Annotated in this window: 17 protein-coding genes; 10 read left to right on the forward strand and 7 right to left on the reverse strand. The window is 43.6% G+C overall.

Going from position 1 to position 12,631, the window contains the following annotated elements; all coding sequences use genetic code 11:
- The first annotated feature begins 51 nt into the window (after nucleotides 1–51).
- Together Q3W56_RS19395 and sndC are read left to right on the forward strand one after the other, a co-directional pair.
- A complete protein-coding gene (locus Q3W56_RS19395) occupies nucleotides 52–1,443 on the forward strand; it encodes a hypothetical protein (RefSeq protein WP_302896564.1) in 1,392 nt (463 codons plus the stop codon).
- A 73-nt stretch (nucleotides 1,444–1,516) separates the two neighbouring features.
- Nucleotides 1,517–2,707: an N-acetyl amino acid acetylase SndC gene (gene sndC / locus Q3W56_RS19400; RefSeq protein ID WP_302896565.1), complete on the forward strand. Its 1,191-nt coding sequence runs from the start codon at nucleotides 1,517–1,519 to the stop codon at nucleotides 2,705–2,707.
- A gap of 17 nt (nucleotides 2,708–2,724) precedes the next feature.
- On the opposite strand, the gene Q3W56_RS19405 is transcribed toward sndC, so the two are convergent.
- From Q3W56_RS19405 to ecsA, 3 genes are read right to left on the reverse strand one after another with little or no spacing between them, the layout of a single operon-like run.
- Nucleotides 2,725–3,435, reverse strand: a complete 711-nt coding sequence (locus tag Q3W56_RS19405; protein ID WP_302896566.1) for an EcsC family protein — start codon at nucleotides 3,433–3,435, stop codon at nucleotides 2,725–2,727.
- Between the two features lie 24 nt (nucleotides 3,436–3,459).
- Nucleotides 3,460–4,686 carry an ABC transporter permease EcsB gene (gene ecsB / locus Q3W56_RS19410; RefSeq protein WP_302896567.1) on the reverse strand — a complete coding sequence of 409 codons (1,227 nt, stop codon included), beginning with the start codon at nucleotides 4,684–4,686 and terminating at the stop codon, nucleotides 3,460–3,462.
- A complete protein-coding gene (gene ecsA, locus Q3W56_RS19415; RefSeq protein ID WP_019713833.1) occupies nucleotides 4,679–5,422 on the reverse strand; it encodes an ABC transporter ATP-binding protein EcsA in 744 nt (247 codons plus the stop codon). The genes ecsB and ecsA overlap by 8 nt, the downstream gene beginning before the upstream one ends.
- Nucleotides 5,423–5,909: 487 nt before the next feature.
- On the opposite strand from ecsA, the gene Q3W56_RS19420 reads away from it, so the two are divergent.
- The 3 genes from Q3W56_RS19420 to trpP all read left to right on the forward strand — a co-directional run bounded on the left by Q3W56_RS19420 (nucleotide 5,910) and on the right by trpP (nucleotide 8,213).
- Nucleotides 5,910–6,347, forward strand: coding sequence for an HIT family protein (locus tag Q3W56_RS19420; RefSeq protein WP_019713832.1), 438 nt, complete (start codon nucleotides 5,910–5,912; stop codon nucleotides 6,345–6,347).
- A 145-nt stretch (nucleotides 6,348–6,492) separates the two neighbouring features.
- Complete coding sequence (gene serC, locus Q3W56_RS19425) at nucleotides 6,493–7,572, forward strand: 3-phosphoserine/phosphohydroxythreonine transaminase (protein WP_302896568.1); 1,080 nt, start codon at nucleotides 6,493–6,495, stop codon at nucleotides 7,570–7,572.
- Between the two features lie 122 nt (nucleotides 7,573–7,694).
- Entirely contained in the window at nucleotides 7,695–8,213 is a 519-nt protein-coding gene (gene trpP / locus Q3W56_RS19430; RefSeq protein WP_019713830.1) for a tryptophan transporter TrpP, read from the forward strand.
- Nucleotides 8,214–8,287: 74 nt separating this feature from the next.
- Here the strand turns inward: trpP and yhzF are convergent, their stop codons facing one another.
- Nucleotides 8,288–8,479: a membrane protein YhzF gene (gene yhzF, locus Q3W56_RS19435; RefSeq protein ID WP_019713829.1), complete on the reverse strand. Its 192-nt coding sequence runs from the start codon at nucleotides 8,477–8,479 to the stop codon at nucleotides 8,288–8,290.
- 129 nt (nucleotides 8,480–8,608) lie between these two features.
- Here yhzF and Q3W56_RS19440 point away from each other — a divergent pair, with 129 nt between their 5' ends.
- Complete coding sequence (locus tag Q3W56_RS19440; RefSeq protein WP_003224279.1) at nucleotides 8,609–8,965, forward strand: YtxH domain-containing protein; 357 nt, start codon at nucleotides 8,609–8,611, stop codon at nucleotides 8,963–8,965.
- A gap of 177 nt (nucleotides 8,966–9,142) precedes the next feature.
- Nucleotides 9,143–9,754 carry an HTH-type transcriptional regulator Hpr gene (locus Q3W56_RS19445; protein ID WP_268361890.1) on the forward strand — a complete coding sequence of 204 codons (612 nt, stop codon included), beginning with the start codon at nucleotides 9,143–9,145 and terminating at the stop codon, nucleotides 9,752–9,754.
- Here the strand turns inward: Q3W56_RS19445 and Q3W56_RS19450 are convergent.
- Nucleotides 9,751–10,092 carry a YhaI family protein gene (locus tag Q3W56_RS19450; RefSeq protein ID WP_003224275.1) on the reverse strand — a complete coding sequence of 114 codons (342 nt, stop codon included), beginning with the start codon at nucleotides 10,090–10,092 and terminating at the stop codon, nucleotides 9,751–9,753. The genes Q3W56_RS19445 and Q3W56_RS19450 overlap by 4 nt on opposite strands.
- A 210-nt stretch (nucleotides 10,093–10,302) precedes the next feature.
- Here Q3W56_RS19450 and Q3W56_RS19455 point away from each other — a divergent pair, with 210 nt between their 5' ends.
- The gene (locus tag Q3W56_RS19455) at nucleotides 10,303–10,821 is read left to right on the forward strand and encodes a DUF3267 domain-containing protein (protein WP_019713826.1); all 519 of its coding nucleotides are present in this window, start codon (nucleotides 10,303–10,305) and stop codon (nucleotides 10,819–10,821) included.
- Nucleotides 10,822–10,928: 107 nt separating this feature from the next.
- Nucleotides 10,929–11,111 (forward strand): hypothetical protein, encoded by a 183-nt coding sequence (locus Q3W56_RS19460; RefSeq protein ID WP_024571667.1) that lies wholly within the window; start codon nucleotides 10,929–10,931, stop codon nucleotides 11,109–11,111.
- Between the two features lie 52 nt (nucleotides 11,112–11,163).
- Here Q3W56_RS19460 and yhzE2 read toward each other — a convergent pair whose 3' ends face one another.
- Together yhzE2 and yhzE1 are read right to left on the reverse strand one after the other, a co-directional pair.
- Nucleotides 11,164–11,250 carry a sporulation protein YhzE2 gene (yhzE2, locus tag Q3W56_RS19465; RefSeq protein WP_003155248.1) on the reverse strand — a complete coding sequence of 29 codons (87 nt, stop codon included), beginning with the start codon at nucleotides 11,248–11,250 and terminating at the stop codon, nucleotides 11,164–11,166.
- Nucleotides 11,251–11,374: 124 nt separating this feature from the next.
- On the reverse strand, nucleotides 11,375–11,461 hold the full coding sequence (gene yhzE1, locus Q3W56_RS19470; protein ID WP_003327753.1) for a sporulation protein YhzE1: 87 nt from the start codon (nucleotides 11,459–11,461) through the stop codon (nucleotides 11,375–11,377).
- Between the two features lie 160 nt (nucleotides 11,462–11,621).
- On the opposite strand from yhzE1, the gene prsA reads away from it, so the two are divergent.
- Nucleotides 11,622–12,485 (forward strand): peptidylprolyl isomerase PrsA, encoded by an 864-nt coding sequence (gene prsA / locus Q3W56_RS19475; RefSeq protein WP_302896569.1) that lies wholly within the window; start codon nucleotides 11,622–11,624, stop codon nucleotides 12,483–12,485.
- The last annotated feature ends 146 nt before the right edge of the window (nucleotides 12,486–12,631 follow it).

Genomic DNA, 12,631 nt, shown 5'->3' on the forward strand with positions numbered 1-12,631 from the left:
GCACCTTCCGCCCGCCTATGAATAGGCTGTAGGAAGCGGAAGGAGTGATCAATGATGGAAGTCGGGATTTTGTCTGTCCATGTTCTGTATGTGTTTTTTATTGGAGCGATCATTACATTTATGCTGCTGCGGAAAGATACGACCTTTATTTCCTTATTCGGCATTTTTATCATATCACTATGGGCCAGCCATTCACTTTCAGCTTCTGTCAGCAGTTTATTCCACAGCTTTATCTACGCGGCCGCCGAACTGCTCCCCACGATTTTCATCATTTGTTTTATCGTTTCGATGAGTGATTTATTAACAAAAACAGGGATAAATGAAGCAATGATTTCTCCATTTGCAAACCTTGTGAAAGGTCCTGTGACGGCCTACTGGCTGATTGGCGGCCTGATGTTCGCCATTTCTCTCTTCTTCTGGCCTTCTCCGGGTGTCGCTTTAATCGGCGCCGTCCTGCTCCCAGCAGCCGCCCGCGCCGGTTTGCCGCCTATTGCCGCCGCCATGGCCATGAACTTATTCGGACACGGTTTTGCTCTGTCTGGAGACTTTGTCATACAGGCGGCGCCAAAGCTGACAGCGGATGCAGCAGGCATTCCAGTCGGTGATGTCATCTCAGCGAGTATTCCACTTGTGCTGATTATGGGCGTGACCACAACAACCGCAGCATTTATCATGATTCAGCGCGAACGCAAAAAAATGCTGGATTCAGCTTCTTTTTCCCCTGTACATTCTGGCGAGCAAGACACCTCGCTGTACTTGCCAAAACGCCTGCGATCCATACTCGCTTTTTTGATTCCGCTTATCTTTCTTGCGGATATTGCCTGCATGCTCTTATTTAACCTACAGGGAAATGATGCGACCGCGTTAATTGGCGGGTCTGCCATCTGCATCCTCCTGATCGTTCATTTTCTCGTATATAAGCAAACAGGGCTTGAAAAAATCACCGGTTATTTTATTGATGGATTTCAGTTCGGCTTTAAGGTTTTCGGCCCCGTCATCCCAATTGCCGCTTTCTTTTATCTTGGCGACTCAGGCTATAAAAACATACTAGGCACTTCACTCCCTAAAGGCTCCCACGGTATTGTCAATGATCTCGGCATTGCTTTTTCCCACATAATGCCCTTGTCAAAGGAGCTTGCCGCTGCTGTATTAACTGCCGTCGGAGCCATAACCGGCCTCGACGGATCAGGGTTTTCAGGCATTTCTCTCGCCGGCTCTATCGCCAAGCTCTTTTCGTCCGCTCTTCATACTGATCCCGCCGTTCTGACCGCGCTCGGCCAAATATCTGCCATCTGGGTGGGCGGGGGAACACTCGTCCCATGGGCGCTGATCCCCGCAGCGGCCATTTGCAAAGTTGATCCTTTTGAGCTTGCTAGAAAAAACTTCATTCCCGTCGCAATTGGCCTTTCGGTGACAACCATCGCAGCCATGATGTTGCTTTGAAAAGCAACGAGTTGAAATATTCAGATTTTTTATATACAATCATGGAATAGCATAGAAAAAGGGGGAAGCGGCTTTGTCCATATCCACACTGCAGAAAGAGATAAACAAACAGCTCGACAGCTGTTTTGAAGAAATGGTTGAGATCAGGCGCCATTTTCATATGTATCCTGAGCTCTCGTTTCAAGAAGAAAAAACCGCCGCATTTATTGCTTCCTATTATGAATCGTTAGGCGTCCCGATCCGCACGAACGTCGGCGGCAGAGGGGTTTTAGCATATATAGAAGGAAGCGAGCCAGGCCCCACCGTCGCTTTGCGGGCCGACTTTGACGCCCTCCCCATTCAAGATGAAAAAGATGTTCCTTACGCCTCCAAAGTGCCCGGTGTCATGCATGCATGCGGCCATGACGGCCATACAGCAGCTCTTCTCGCAGTGGGGAAGGTCCTTCACCAGAACAGACATGAGCTGAAGGGAACATTTGTGATGATCCACCAGCATGCGGAAGAATATTATCCGGGAGGCGCAAAGCCAATGATTGATGACGGCTGTCTGGAAAACGCGGATGTGATATTCGGCACGCATCTTTGGGCGACTGAGCCGATTGGAACCATTCTCTGCCGTCCCGGCGCTATGATGGCGGCGGCGGATCGATTCACGATAAAAATCCTCGGGAAGGGCGGCCACGGCGCTCATCCGCATGATACAAAAGACGCCGTCCTGATTGGCTCGCAAATCGTTTCCTCTTTGCAGCACATTGTCAGCCGCAAAGTCAACCCGATTCAATCCGCCGTCATTTCGACCGGATCATTCATCGCCGACAATCCGTTTAATGTCATCGCAGACCAAGCGGTACTCATCGGTACAGCGCGTTCTTTTGACGAAGATGTCCGTACCATTCTCGAGAAAGAAATTGAAGCAGTGGTAAAAGGCGTGTGCAGCATGCACGGTGCATCCTATGAGTTCAACTATGAAAGGGGCTATCCGGCGGTTGTGAATCATCCAGCAGAAACGAGCCACTTGGGCAGCATCGCAAAGAACACAGAGGGCGTTCAGCAGGTCATTGCCGGTGAACCGCAAATGGGCGGCGAGGATTTTGCTTATTACTTACAAAATGTTAAAGGCACCTTTTTCTTTACAGGGGCTGCTCCTGAACAGTCAGAGCGTGTCTATTCCCACCACCATCCGAAATTTGATATCAATGAAAAAGCGATGCTGACTGCGGCCAAGGTCCTTGCGGGCGCCGCGATTACCTATCATAAGCTATAAAATAACAGCCGGAGTGTTTATTCTCCGGCTGTTTCCTTTGATATTCTCAGGTGAAAAACGTGTCTTGCTGTCTCTCCAAGCTGAGCAAGCAGCTTATAATTTGCAATTCCGCCGACAGCTGCTCCTACGCCCGGCAATAGCTGCAAAAGTTTCACGACGTCGATATAATCGCGGTATTCCTGCTGAAACACTCGCCAATCGATGCTCTTTTTCTCCGTCTCCCAATTGTCGACGACAGAAAAAAGCGATTTGCGGCAGTCCTCACTCGAAAACGCAAGCTGAAACACAATCAGCAAGAACATTCTTTCTTGTGGATTCTTCACATCAAAGCCATAAATGGAGGATAAGGTAAATAAACACTTCATTTTAATCGAAAGCAGCAGGGGGAAATCGGCAATGCCTAAAATAATGCCGCCCGCTCCGGTGCCGACTCCCTCAGCAGCCGCCACCTTCTGATAAGAAGCAACCGTTTTTTTCGCTAGTTCGTTTTTTTCACTGAGCGAAAGTGCGCTTGTATCCTTCTTATAGGTGATGATATTGGAGCCGGCCATCGTCGCTTCCACCATTTTTTTCACGCTCTCAGTGATGACCGTATGGATTTTTTCAGGAATCCGCTCAGTCACCTTCGTTTGCACACGCTTTGAAAAGCGTTCAAACATGGAATCCTTCCGCAAAACATGCATTTTCCATTGAAGGGCTTCCTGCATCAGCTGCTGATTGTCTGTCATTTAACCTACCCCTTTTTAGCTAGCTCACAGCTTTCCATGTTTTTTCAGTCTTGTTGTCATATAAGACGGCAGAACAACAAAAATCAGAATGGCAGATCCGATCAGCGCATAAAGAAAACCTGTCAAGCCGGCAGCATAGGCAGATGCAGCGGATATCAGCAGCGCTTGAACGGTAAGAGCAGTTTTCAATAGGGAAAAATAGCTTTTCCGCTTTGTTTCTTTATTCACAGGATAAAGCTCTTGAAGCGCAAGATGGTCAAAGTGGCCGAACAGCGGCAGTAGCTGAATGCCCGTAATGAAAATGGTAAACACAGTCAAAACCCCTGCAATGAGCGGGCTTGCCGACACATACATAATGATCAGCGCGAAAATGATTGTTAATCTGACGAGTATCCCCAAATAATCACTTGAACGCAAAAAGGCACGGGTAAACATGTAGGCAAACGTTTTGCGCTGTTCAAACGGCACGAGCCGCAGCAAAAAGTCAAGATACGCTCTGCGTTTCGCTTGCTTTCGTAAATGCGGCACATCAGTGAACAGGTTGGCAATCCGATAGAAACGCTGCTTGCGTCTCAATTCGGACTCAATATGGCTCTCCCATTTAAACGTTTTCCGTTTTGCTGCCGAAGACGTATACAGATAAAGAGCAGCCATAATGACATACACCACAAGCGCATACATATAAACAGATTGGAAAACAAAATAAAGAACGAGCGTATTCGCCGCAAAGCGAATGATCACATCCATCCGTTTCACGCTTCGGTCATTCTGGAAGGTCGTACGCCATTCCATCACCTGATTCCACGCTTTCAGCAGCAAAAGCTGAACAAAGACTGCCGCGTACGATACAAGCGAAGCCTCCGGTGCAACAGCGAAATATAGCGGCATTGCAACAATGCTCAATGCAATCAGCGGAAACAGCTGAGACACATAACTGTAAACAAACGCCTGCTTCAAGTAAGGCTCCATTTTTGCTTCAAGCGGCAATAAAAAGACAAGGTCAGCCTCCTTCAAAAGTGTCCGCACAAAAGAGCTTGTCAACACGAGCGAAAACAGCACGGCCATCACCCAGAAGGACGGAAAGTGAGCAGGAATGTCCCGTATCCATTTGCTGTACCAGCTTGCAGCGCCCGCGAGAAAAAAGATTAAGACAATGACGAGGTGATCGTTGAGCATATATTTCATGTACATTCTTGTTTCTTTGATATGCTCTTGCAGCCGCGACTGCCAAATATCAAGCATATTATTCATGGCCAGCGTCTTCCTTTGTAAGCTCAAGATACAAATCGTCCAGCGCCGCGTCCTTCATTCCAAACTGCTCTCTGAGTTCGGACAGCGTGCCGCGCGCACGCACCTCGCCGTTATGTAAAATAATAAACGAATCACAATAACGTTCTGCCGTTGCCAAAATGTGCGTTGACATCAGCACGCTCGCCCCGCCTTTTTTTGCTTCATTCATCCGCTCCAACAGCGCGTTAATCGCAAGCGGATCAAGCCCTAGAAAAGGCTCATCAATAATGTAGAGTGCGGGCTCTGCCAAAAATGCACACATGATCATAACCTTCTGCTTCATTCCTTTTGAAAAATGAGCCGGGAACCACTTCAGCCTTTTTTCCATTCGGAATTCTTTTAAAAGCGGCGGCAGCCTTTTTTCCATTGTTTCTTTTGAAAGTCCGTATGCCATGGCTGTTAATTCTAGATGCTCCTTCAGCGTCAGCTCTTCATATAAAACAGGTGTTTCAGGTATATAGGTGAATTGTGAACGGTAGCCTTCCGGATCCTCGGCAAAGGTTTTTCCGTTTAATTCGATTGAACCTTTATGCGGGTCCATCAGACCGATGATATGTCTGATTGTTGTACTTTTACCAGCACCGTTCAGCCCAATTAAGCCGACAATTTGATTCGGTTCAAGGGTAAATGATACGTTTTTTAAAACCGGATTTCTTGTATATCCGCCGGTTAAGTCTTTTACCGATAGCAGAGACATAGTTTCTCCCCTTATATTGTTTTTCTTCATAGTACCAAAAACAAGCCCTGATTTGAAACAATTCCCTTTTAAGAAATGATGAATTTGCTGTCATAAAGAAACAGGTTTCTGGACATCATAATGGTCGTAGAGGAAAAGCATATCAACTGAAAAATGAGGTGTTTGTCAAAGACGTCTTAGATACAGTTGGATAGAAAATAAACATGTCCAATGCTGAAACCATTTCTCTTCACTAAATTGATGAATTCTTCATCTATGAAGCAAATTGTCAAATGAGGTGTTTATCGCAGGAATCGTTAGGCATTAAACAAGTCTTCATTTTATTGACAAATGAGGTGCTTACCAAAGGCATATCACATTTTCTTCATATAAGCTCTTCCTCTACATTCAGGGTGAACGCTCGCCGTTCATCCTGTTTTCTATTCTCTGCATTTATGTGGTACGATGAGTATATACATACTAAACAATTTCATAAGGAGGAACCCTCATGCATTGTGAAGAGAATTGCATCTTTTGTAAAATTATCGCCGGTGACATTCCGTCCGCAAAGGTGTATGAAGATGAGCATGTACTGGCCTTTCTTGATATCAGCCAAGTGACAAAAGGTCATACGCTTGTCATTCCGAAAACCCATATCGAAAATGTGTATGAGTTTACGGATGAATTAGCAAAACAATATTTTCACGCCGTTCCGAAAATCGCCCGCGCTATCCGGGATGAGTTTGAACCGATCGGCTTAAATACGCTGAACAATAACGGCGAAAAAGCAGGACAATCTGTTTTCCATTACCATATGCATATTATCCCGCGTTACGGAAAAGGAGATGGATTCGGAGCGGTTTGGAAAACACATGCTGATGATTACAAACCGGAGGATCTGCAGGACATCTCTTCCTCTATCGCAAAACGCCTGGCCTCATCATAAGATGAGGTTATTTTATTTGTGAACATTTCGCAAACATCCGTCAATTTCTTTTGATTATTCTAATTTTTTATCAAAAATCTGAATTTTTGTGATAGGATAATTGTATTATTTTATACATTAACGTGGAAAACAGGGAGAGATCATGATGGAACGTACAACGAATTTTAACGCAGGTCCTGCAGCGCTGCCATTGGAAGTTCTGCAAAAAGCACAGAAAGAATTTATTGATTTTAACGCATCCGGCATGTCTGTTATGGAGCTTTCCCACCGCAGCAAAGAGTATGAAGCGGTGCACCAAAAAGCAAAAAATCTTTTAACTGAACTGATGGGCATCCCGGAAAATTACGATATTTTGTTTCTTCAAGGCGGGGCAAGCCTTCAATTCTCAATGCTTCCAATGAACTTTCTAACACCTGAGAAAACCGCGCATTTTGTGATGACAGGGGCTTGGTCCGAAAAAGCCCTCGCGGAAGCAAAGCTGTTCGGGAACACCTCTGTGACAGCTACAAGTGAAGGGGATCATTACAGCTACATTCCGGAGATTGACCTTACGGATGTAAGAGACGGGGCGTATTTACATATCACGTCCAACAATACGATTTTCGGGACACAGTGGCAGGAATTCCCGAATTCCCCTATTCCGCTGGTCGCTGACATGTCCAGCGATATTTTAAGCAGAAAAATTGATGTATCCAAGTTTGACGTGATCTACGGAGGCGCTCAAAAGAACCTCGGCCCTTCCGGCGTGACAGTTGTCATCATGAAAAAAACATGGCTGCAGAATGAAAATGCGAACGTTCCAAAAATCCTGAAATATTCAACGCATGTCAAAGCGGACTCACTCTACAACACGCCGCCGACATTTGCCATTTATATGCTAAGCCTTGTACTGGAATGGCTGAAGGAAAACGGCGGTGTAGAAGCTGCTGAACAGCGCAATGAGCAAAAAGCACAAGTTCTTTACAGCTGCATTGATGAAAGCAACGGATTCTATAAAGGCCATGCCAGAACGGACAGCCGCTCACGCATGAATGTTACCTTCACGCTTCGTGATGACGAATTGACGAAAACATTCGTTCAGGAAGCAAAAGAAGCAAAAATGATCGGCCTTGGCGGACACCGTTCAGTAGGAGGCTGCCGCGCTTCTATTTATAACGCGGTGTCTCTCAAAGACTGTGAAAAATTAGCTGCGTTCATGAAGAAATTCCAGCAAAAAAATGAGTAAAAAGTCTGGCTATGCAAACGATCCGTTTGATATACTGTTTGCATATACATTCTTTAAGCCTTCGCAATAAATGACGAGCATATTATTGGAGGGCAAAAAGCTTAGCAGAGGAGAGCATAGAGATGAAAACAAAAGAGTTAGTCATTATGGCTCTGTTTGCCGCAATCGGCGCAGCGCTTCATTCCATTATACCGCCCTTTTTAGGCGGCATGAAACCAGATATGATGCTGATCATGATGTTCATGGGCATCCTTCTGTTCCCGCGGGTGCAAAACGTACTCGTCATCGGGATTGTGACCGGAATCATCTCCGCGCTTACAACCGCATTTCCAGCCGGACAGATTCCTAATATCATCGATAAACCCGTGTCCGCGTTTCTGTTTTTCTTCCTGTTCCTCTTGTTCAGAAAGAGCCAGAAAACAGGTGCAGCCGCTGTGCTGACAGCGATCGGGACCATCTTATCGGGAATTGTATTTTTATCGTCAGCTTTAATGATCGTCGGTTTGCCTGGCGGTTTTGCCGCACTGTTTGCAGCTGTTGTTCTGCCGGCAACTGTGCTGAATGCAATTGCAATGATCATTATTTATCCGATTATCCAAACCATTTTAAGACGTTCGAGCTTTTTGGAAGCTGTTAAATAGTTGTCACTCAAAACCTCTTCCGCTTGCGGGAGAGGTTTTTTTCGAACAGAGAGCCTGCAGCATGTCAGCATGTTTTAAGCGAAGAGTTTTGTGAAAAAGATAAGACATAGTGTAAAGGCGGTTCCGGTTGAACAAACAAGCGCTTTCTGCCGGATGACCTTCTTGGGCGGATAAGAAGCAGCCTGGCTGAGAAGTCTGATATAGTAAACAGCGCCTGTAGCGAAGGCAAGGGTGATGCAGGATAACACAATCATAAAGACAGACAACCTTCTCCCTCCTTTTCACTTAAAAAATATGCTAAAATAAAGCAAGCTATGTATAGAAGTTCAGGCTTTCAACAAAAATGAAAAATACTGAATGAATCCTATTTTCAAGAAAAAGACGGGGTGATTGTAATGGCGGACGGACGTTCTCTATTAACAGGACTATTCGTAGGCGGCATCATCGGAGGAGCAGCAGTTCTTCTATCTGCACCTTCCTCAGGAAAACAGCTGCGTGAAAAAATGAAAACCAATTATGATTCTTTCGAAGAAACGATCAAACGCTTAAAATCAGACGGGCTTGCATTAAAAGACCAGCTGATCAAAGCGGCAAAGGAAAGTACAGACGTCATTAAAGACGTAAGCGGTGAGCTCCAAACGTCAATTAAAAAATGGCAGGAAGAGATCAAGCCTCATCAGCAGGATCTGCAAAAAGAAATCGCTGATATTGAAGAGAAGATCAGACAGCTGGAGAAAACCTTACAAAACTAATATCCTATTCAAAAGAAAAAAATGCGGGCCAAAATGGGACCCGCATTTTTTTATGCCGAAAAAGCTTCTCACCGCAATGGTTCGTGGATTTATTAAAAAATTCTTACATTTTCATCTTTATTAATCTTTATTTTATTGGCATAATAGAGAAAAAGAAAAAGAGAAGCAGGTGACGTAATGAATCGAGTGGAACCGCCCTATGATGTGAAAGAGGCTCTTGTCTTCACCCAGAAAATGGCTCAGCTTAGCAAGGCTCTTTGGAAATCGATCGAGAAGGATTGGCAGCAGTGGCTCAAACCGTATGACCTGAATATCAATGAGCATCATATTTTATGGATTGCGTATCAACTGAATGGAGCTTCCATTTCTGAAATCGCGAAATTCGGAGTCATGCACGTATCAACCGCATTCAACTTTTCAAAAAAGCTGGAAGAACGAGGATATTTAAGGTTCTCCAAACGGCTGAATGATAAACGGAACACATACGTTCAATTAACTGAGGAAGGCACCGAGGTTTTCTGGAGCTTGCTTGAGGAATTTGATCCGACTCGCAACGCGGTTTTTAAAGGGTCACAGCCTTTGTATCATTTATTCGGAAAATTTCCTGAAGTGGCAGAAATGATGTGTATGATACGCCATATCTACGGCGATGATTTTATGGAAATTTTCGAAACGTCACTCACCAATATTGACAATGACTTTGAAAGCGTAAACGGAAAGCTGAAGAAAAAAGCAAAGAACAGTACTGCGGATGAACCGGCAGAAGAGCTCGAACCTGTAAACAGCTAATCAAAATGCTTCATGATATCAATAAACACTTCCATCAGTTCTTGATAAAGCCCCTGCTCATACAGGGCGAAAATCGTTTCATGAACATCTAACTTTTCATTCAGCTGTCCGGCAAAAAGCGCAAGGAGCTTATCGAAGGTTACAAATCCTTGCGCTTTTTGTGTTGCCAGCTCTTCCGACAATTCATCGCATATCCTCATAACCTCTTCCCCTTCTTCCCTGCTCAGCCCTTTATCAATGAGAAGCGCATAGAAGGGGTACCTGTCCATATCTACTGTTTTCACTAATAATTGTATGTAATATTCTAATCGCTTAATGCGATGATCCATCGAATCCATCCACACCACTTCTTTCTATCTTTAATCTTATTTTAGCTGATAATGCACTGAGAAGAAAGTTCTAACCCCATATTTCACAGTTTGTTTGCTTGTTTCAAAAAAATACCTACCGGATGATATTTTTTCTTTAAAAAGCATTGATTTTTTCTCTTGGGAGGAGTAAATTATTTTGAGATTCTATTCAAGATGATGTATGGAAGGATGACTTTGATGAATTGCTGGAAGACCATAAATCTCATGAAGGATTATGGTGCCGTTCGCATAATATTAACTGCTGTATGTTTTATGATTTTGGTTTTTATATCTACCTTTTTAGCATTTGAGCTGCTGCGGCCTGGCACAAGCTTAAGCGATGAATATGTACCTTTATTCGGCGGTTTGCTCGTCGTTATTTTATTTGTACATAAAGTCATCCATGTCCTGCCAATCATCTGCAAAAAAAGAAAAATAGAAAAAAAGTTTTATATACTACGCATGCGCACATGGAAACGAATACCAAAAACAACAATGCTGATTTCACTCGTAAGCCCGTTCTTGCTGATTACGCCTGTACTGTTTTACGCCGCGCTGGCTTTTCCGAATCACGCCCATTATTTCTGCATGATATCGGGCATACATGCCGGCTACTGTCTGCCTGACTTCTTGCTGGCTCTTAAGCTGATAAAAGCGCCGAAAGCCGCATTCATTGATCAGGAAGCAGATGGCTTGGATATTCTTGTTGAAAAGTAGCCACACCTTGGCGCCAGTGGCGATTTTTCAATCTGCATTCTATCTTTTTTGATAAATATTTGGTAATGTAATATGGGACAGTTCAGAGAGAGGGGGAATCTCCCATCATTTTATTCTATTTTATCGTGGCTGCCGTGTTTATTTTATATTTCATAAACAGGCTCACCAATACATTATGCCTTGTCAGAGAGATTCCTGAAGAGCGGCAAGATAAGGTATTCCGATTTATTAACGTATCTATATTAATTTTACTGATCTCTTCGTTTGTGGAGATCTCCTTTACAGTGTAAATACGCAAGAAAGCATAGCTGCTGATTCAGCAGCTATGCTTTTTTATTTTGATTAGTACAGCCAAGAAGCGCCGATGATAATCAATAAGATAAATAACACAACCAATAAAGCGAATCCGCCTGCAAATACTTCACCCATCTTAAAAAGCACCTCCTGTAAAAAGCTTTATTTACCAATTACATCTTATGCAATTCATGTTTGAAACGATTAGGCGCTAGTGAAAATAAAGGATCGCTTATCTTGTAAGCGATCCCCGGGCTGCTTAGTAGATGTAAGCTGCACCTACGATGATAAGCAAAATGAACAGTACTACAAGCAGCGCGAATCCGTTAGAGTATCCTCCGCTCATGTTACATACCTCCTTTTCTTGATCAATATATAAGTATGCCATCAGCAAAAGTTTGACTAGACGAATGCCCCTTTATTTAAAATCTTTTTACAGAATGCCACAATATGTTATGATACGCATAGGTACTTTAATTTGGAATGATTAGGAGTGTTTGAAAACAATGAAGAAAATCGCAATAGCAGCTATCACTGCTTCAAGTATCCTCGCTCTCAGTGCTTGCAGCAGTGGCGACAAAGAAGTCATCGCAAAAACAGACGCAGGCGATGTTACAAAAGGCGAACTTTACACAAACATGAAGAAAACAGCTGGTGCAAGTGTCCTGACACAGCTGGTGCAAGAAAAAGTATTGGACAAGAAATATAAAGTGACAGATAAAGAAATTGACAACAAGCTTAAAGAATACAAAACACAGCTTGGCGATCAATATACTGCTCTCGAAGAACAATATGGTAAGGATTACCTTAAAGAGCAAGTAAAATATGAATTGCTCACGCAAAAGGCAGCTAAAGATAACATCAAAGTAACAGATGCTGATACTAAAGAGTACTGGGAAGGCTTAAAAGACAAAATCCGTGCAAGCCACATCCTTGTCGCTGATAAAAAGACAGCTGAAGAAGTAGAGAAAAAGCTGAAAAAAGGCGAGAAATTTGAAGACCTTGCAAAAGAATACTCTACAGATAACTCTGCTTCACAAGGCGGGGACCTTGGCTGGTTCGCAAAAGACGGTATGGTGGATGAATTCAGCAAAGCTGCATTCAAATTAAAAACAGGTGAGGTCAGTGATCCTGTCAAAACACAATACGGCTACCACATCATCAAAAAGACTGAAGAACGCGGCAAATACGATGATATGAAAAAAGAATTGAAATCTGAAGTGCTTGAACAAAAACTAAATGACACCACAGCTATCCAAGAAGCTGTTCAAAAAGTCATGAAGAAAGCTGACATCGAAGTAAAAGATAAAGATCTGAAAGACACATTTAAAACATCTTCAGAAAGCGACAGCACTTCTAGTTCTAAATAATAAAAAAAGCTGTGCAGGCTGGGACTGACCCCATAAGATGAGACAAAAAAAAACACCTTCAAGTTTGAAAAAGGATGATTGTTATCCGAAATTAGACTTGGAGGTGTTTTTTCTATGAGGACAAGAGTGAGTTATTCGGTTGAAGT

It is taken from the genome of Bacillus sp. C28GYM-DRY-1, from assembly GCF_030519405.1.
Classification (GTDB): Bacteria; Bacillota; Bacilli; order Bacillales; family Bacillaceae; genus Bacillus; species Bacillus spizizenii_A.

What these genes read in the sequence shown, in the direction of transcription:
- Q3W56_RS19395 (WP_302896564.1), top strand. Translation starts at nt 52, where the DNA reads ATGATGGAAGTCGGGATTTTGTCTGTCCATGTTCTGTATGTGTTTTTT.
- Q3W56_RS19405 (WP_302896566.1), bottom strand. Translation starts at nt 3,435, where the DNA reads ATGACAGACAATCAGCAGCTGATGCAGGAAGCCCTTCAATGGAAAATG.
- ecsB (WP_302896567.1), bottom strand. Translation starts at nt 4,686, where the DNA reads ATGAATAATATGCTTGATATTTGGCAGTCGCGGCTGCAAGAGCATATC.
- ecsA (WP_019713833.1), bottom strand. Translation starts at nt 5,422, where the DNA reads ATGTCTCTGCTATCGGTAAAAGACTTAACCGGCGGATATACAAGAAAT.
- Q3W56_RS19420 (WP_019713832.1), top strand. Translation starts at nt 5,910, where the DNA reads ATGCATTGTGAAGAGAATTGCATCTTTTGTAAAATTATCGCCGGTGAC.
- serC (WP_302896568.1), top strand. Translation starts at nt 6,493, where the DNA reads ATGGAACGTACAACGAATTTTAACGCAGGTCCTGCAGCGCTGCCATTG.
- trpP (WP_019713830.1), top strand. Translation starts at nt 7,695, where the DNA reads ATGAAAACAAAAGAGTTAGTCATTATGGCTCTGTTTGCCGCAATCGGC.
- Q3W56_RS19440 (WP_003224279.1), top strand. Translation starts at nt 8,609, where the DNA reads ATGGCGGACGGACGTTCTCTATTAACAGGACTATTCGTAGGCGGCATC.
- Q3W56_RS19445 (WP_268361890.1), top strand. Translation starts at nt 9,143, where the DNA reads ATGAATCGAGTGGAACCGCCCTATGATGTGAAAGAGGCTCTTGTCTTC.
- Q3W56_RS19450 (WP_003224275.1), bottom strand. Translation starts at nt 10,092, where the DNA reads ATGGATTCGATGGATCATCGCATTAAGCGATTAGAATATTACATACAA.
- Q3W56_RS19455 (WP_019713826.1), top strand. Translation starts at nt 10,303, where the DNA reads ATGAATTGCTGGAAGACCATAAATCTCATGAAGGATTATGGTGCCGTT.
- yhzE2 (WP_003155248.1), bottom strand. Translation starts at nt 11,250, where the DNA reads ATGGGTGAAGTATTTGCAGGCGGATTCGCTTTATTGGTTGTGTTATTT.
- yhzE1 (WP_003327753.1), bottom strand. Translation starts at nt 11,461, where the DNA reads ATGAGCGGAGGATACTCTAACGGATTCGCGCTGCTTGTAGTACTGTTC.
- prsA (WP_302896569.1), top strand. Translation starts at nt 11,622, where the DNA reads ATGAAGAAAATCGCAATAGCAGCTATCACTGCTTCAAGTATCCTCGCT.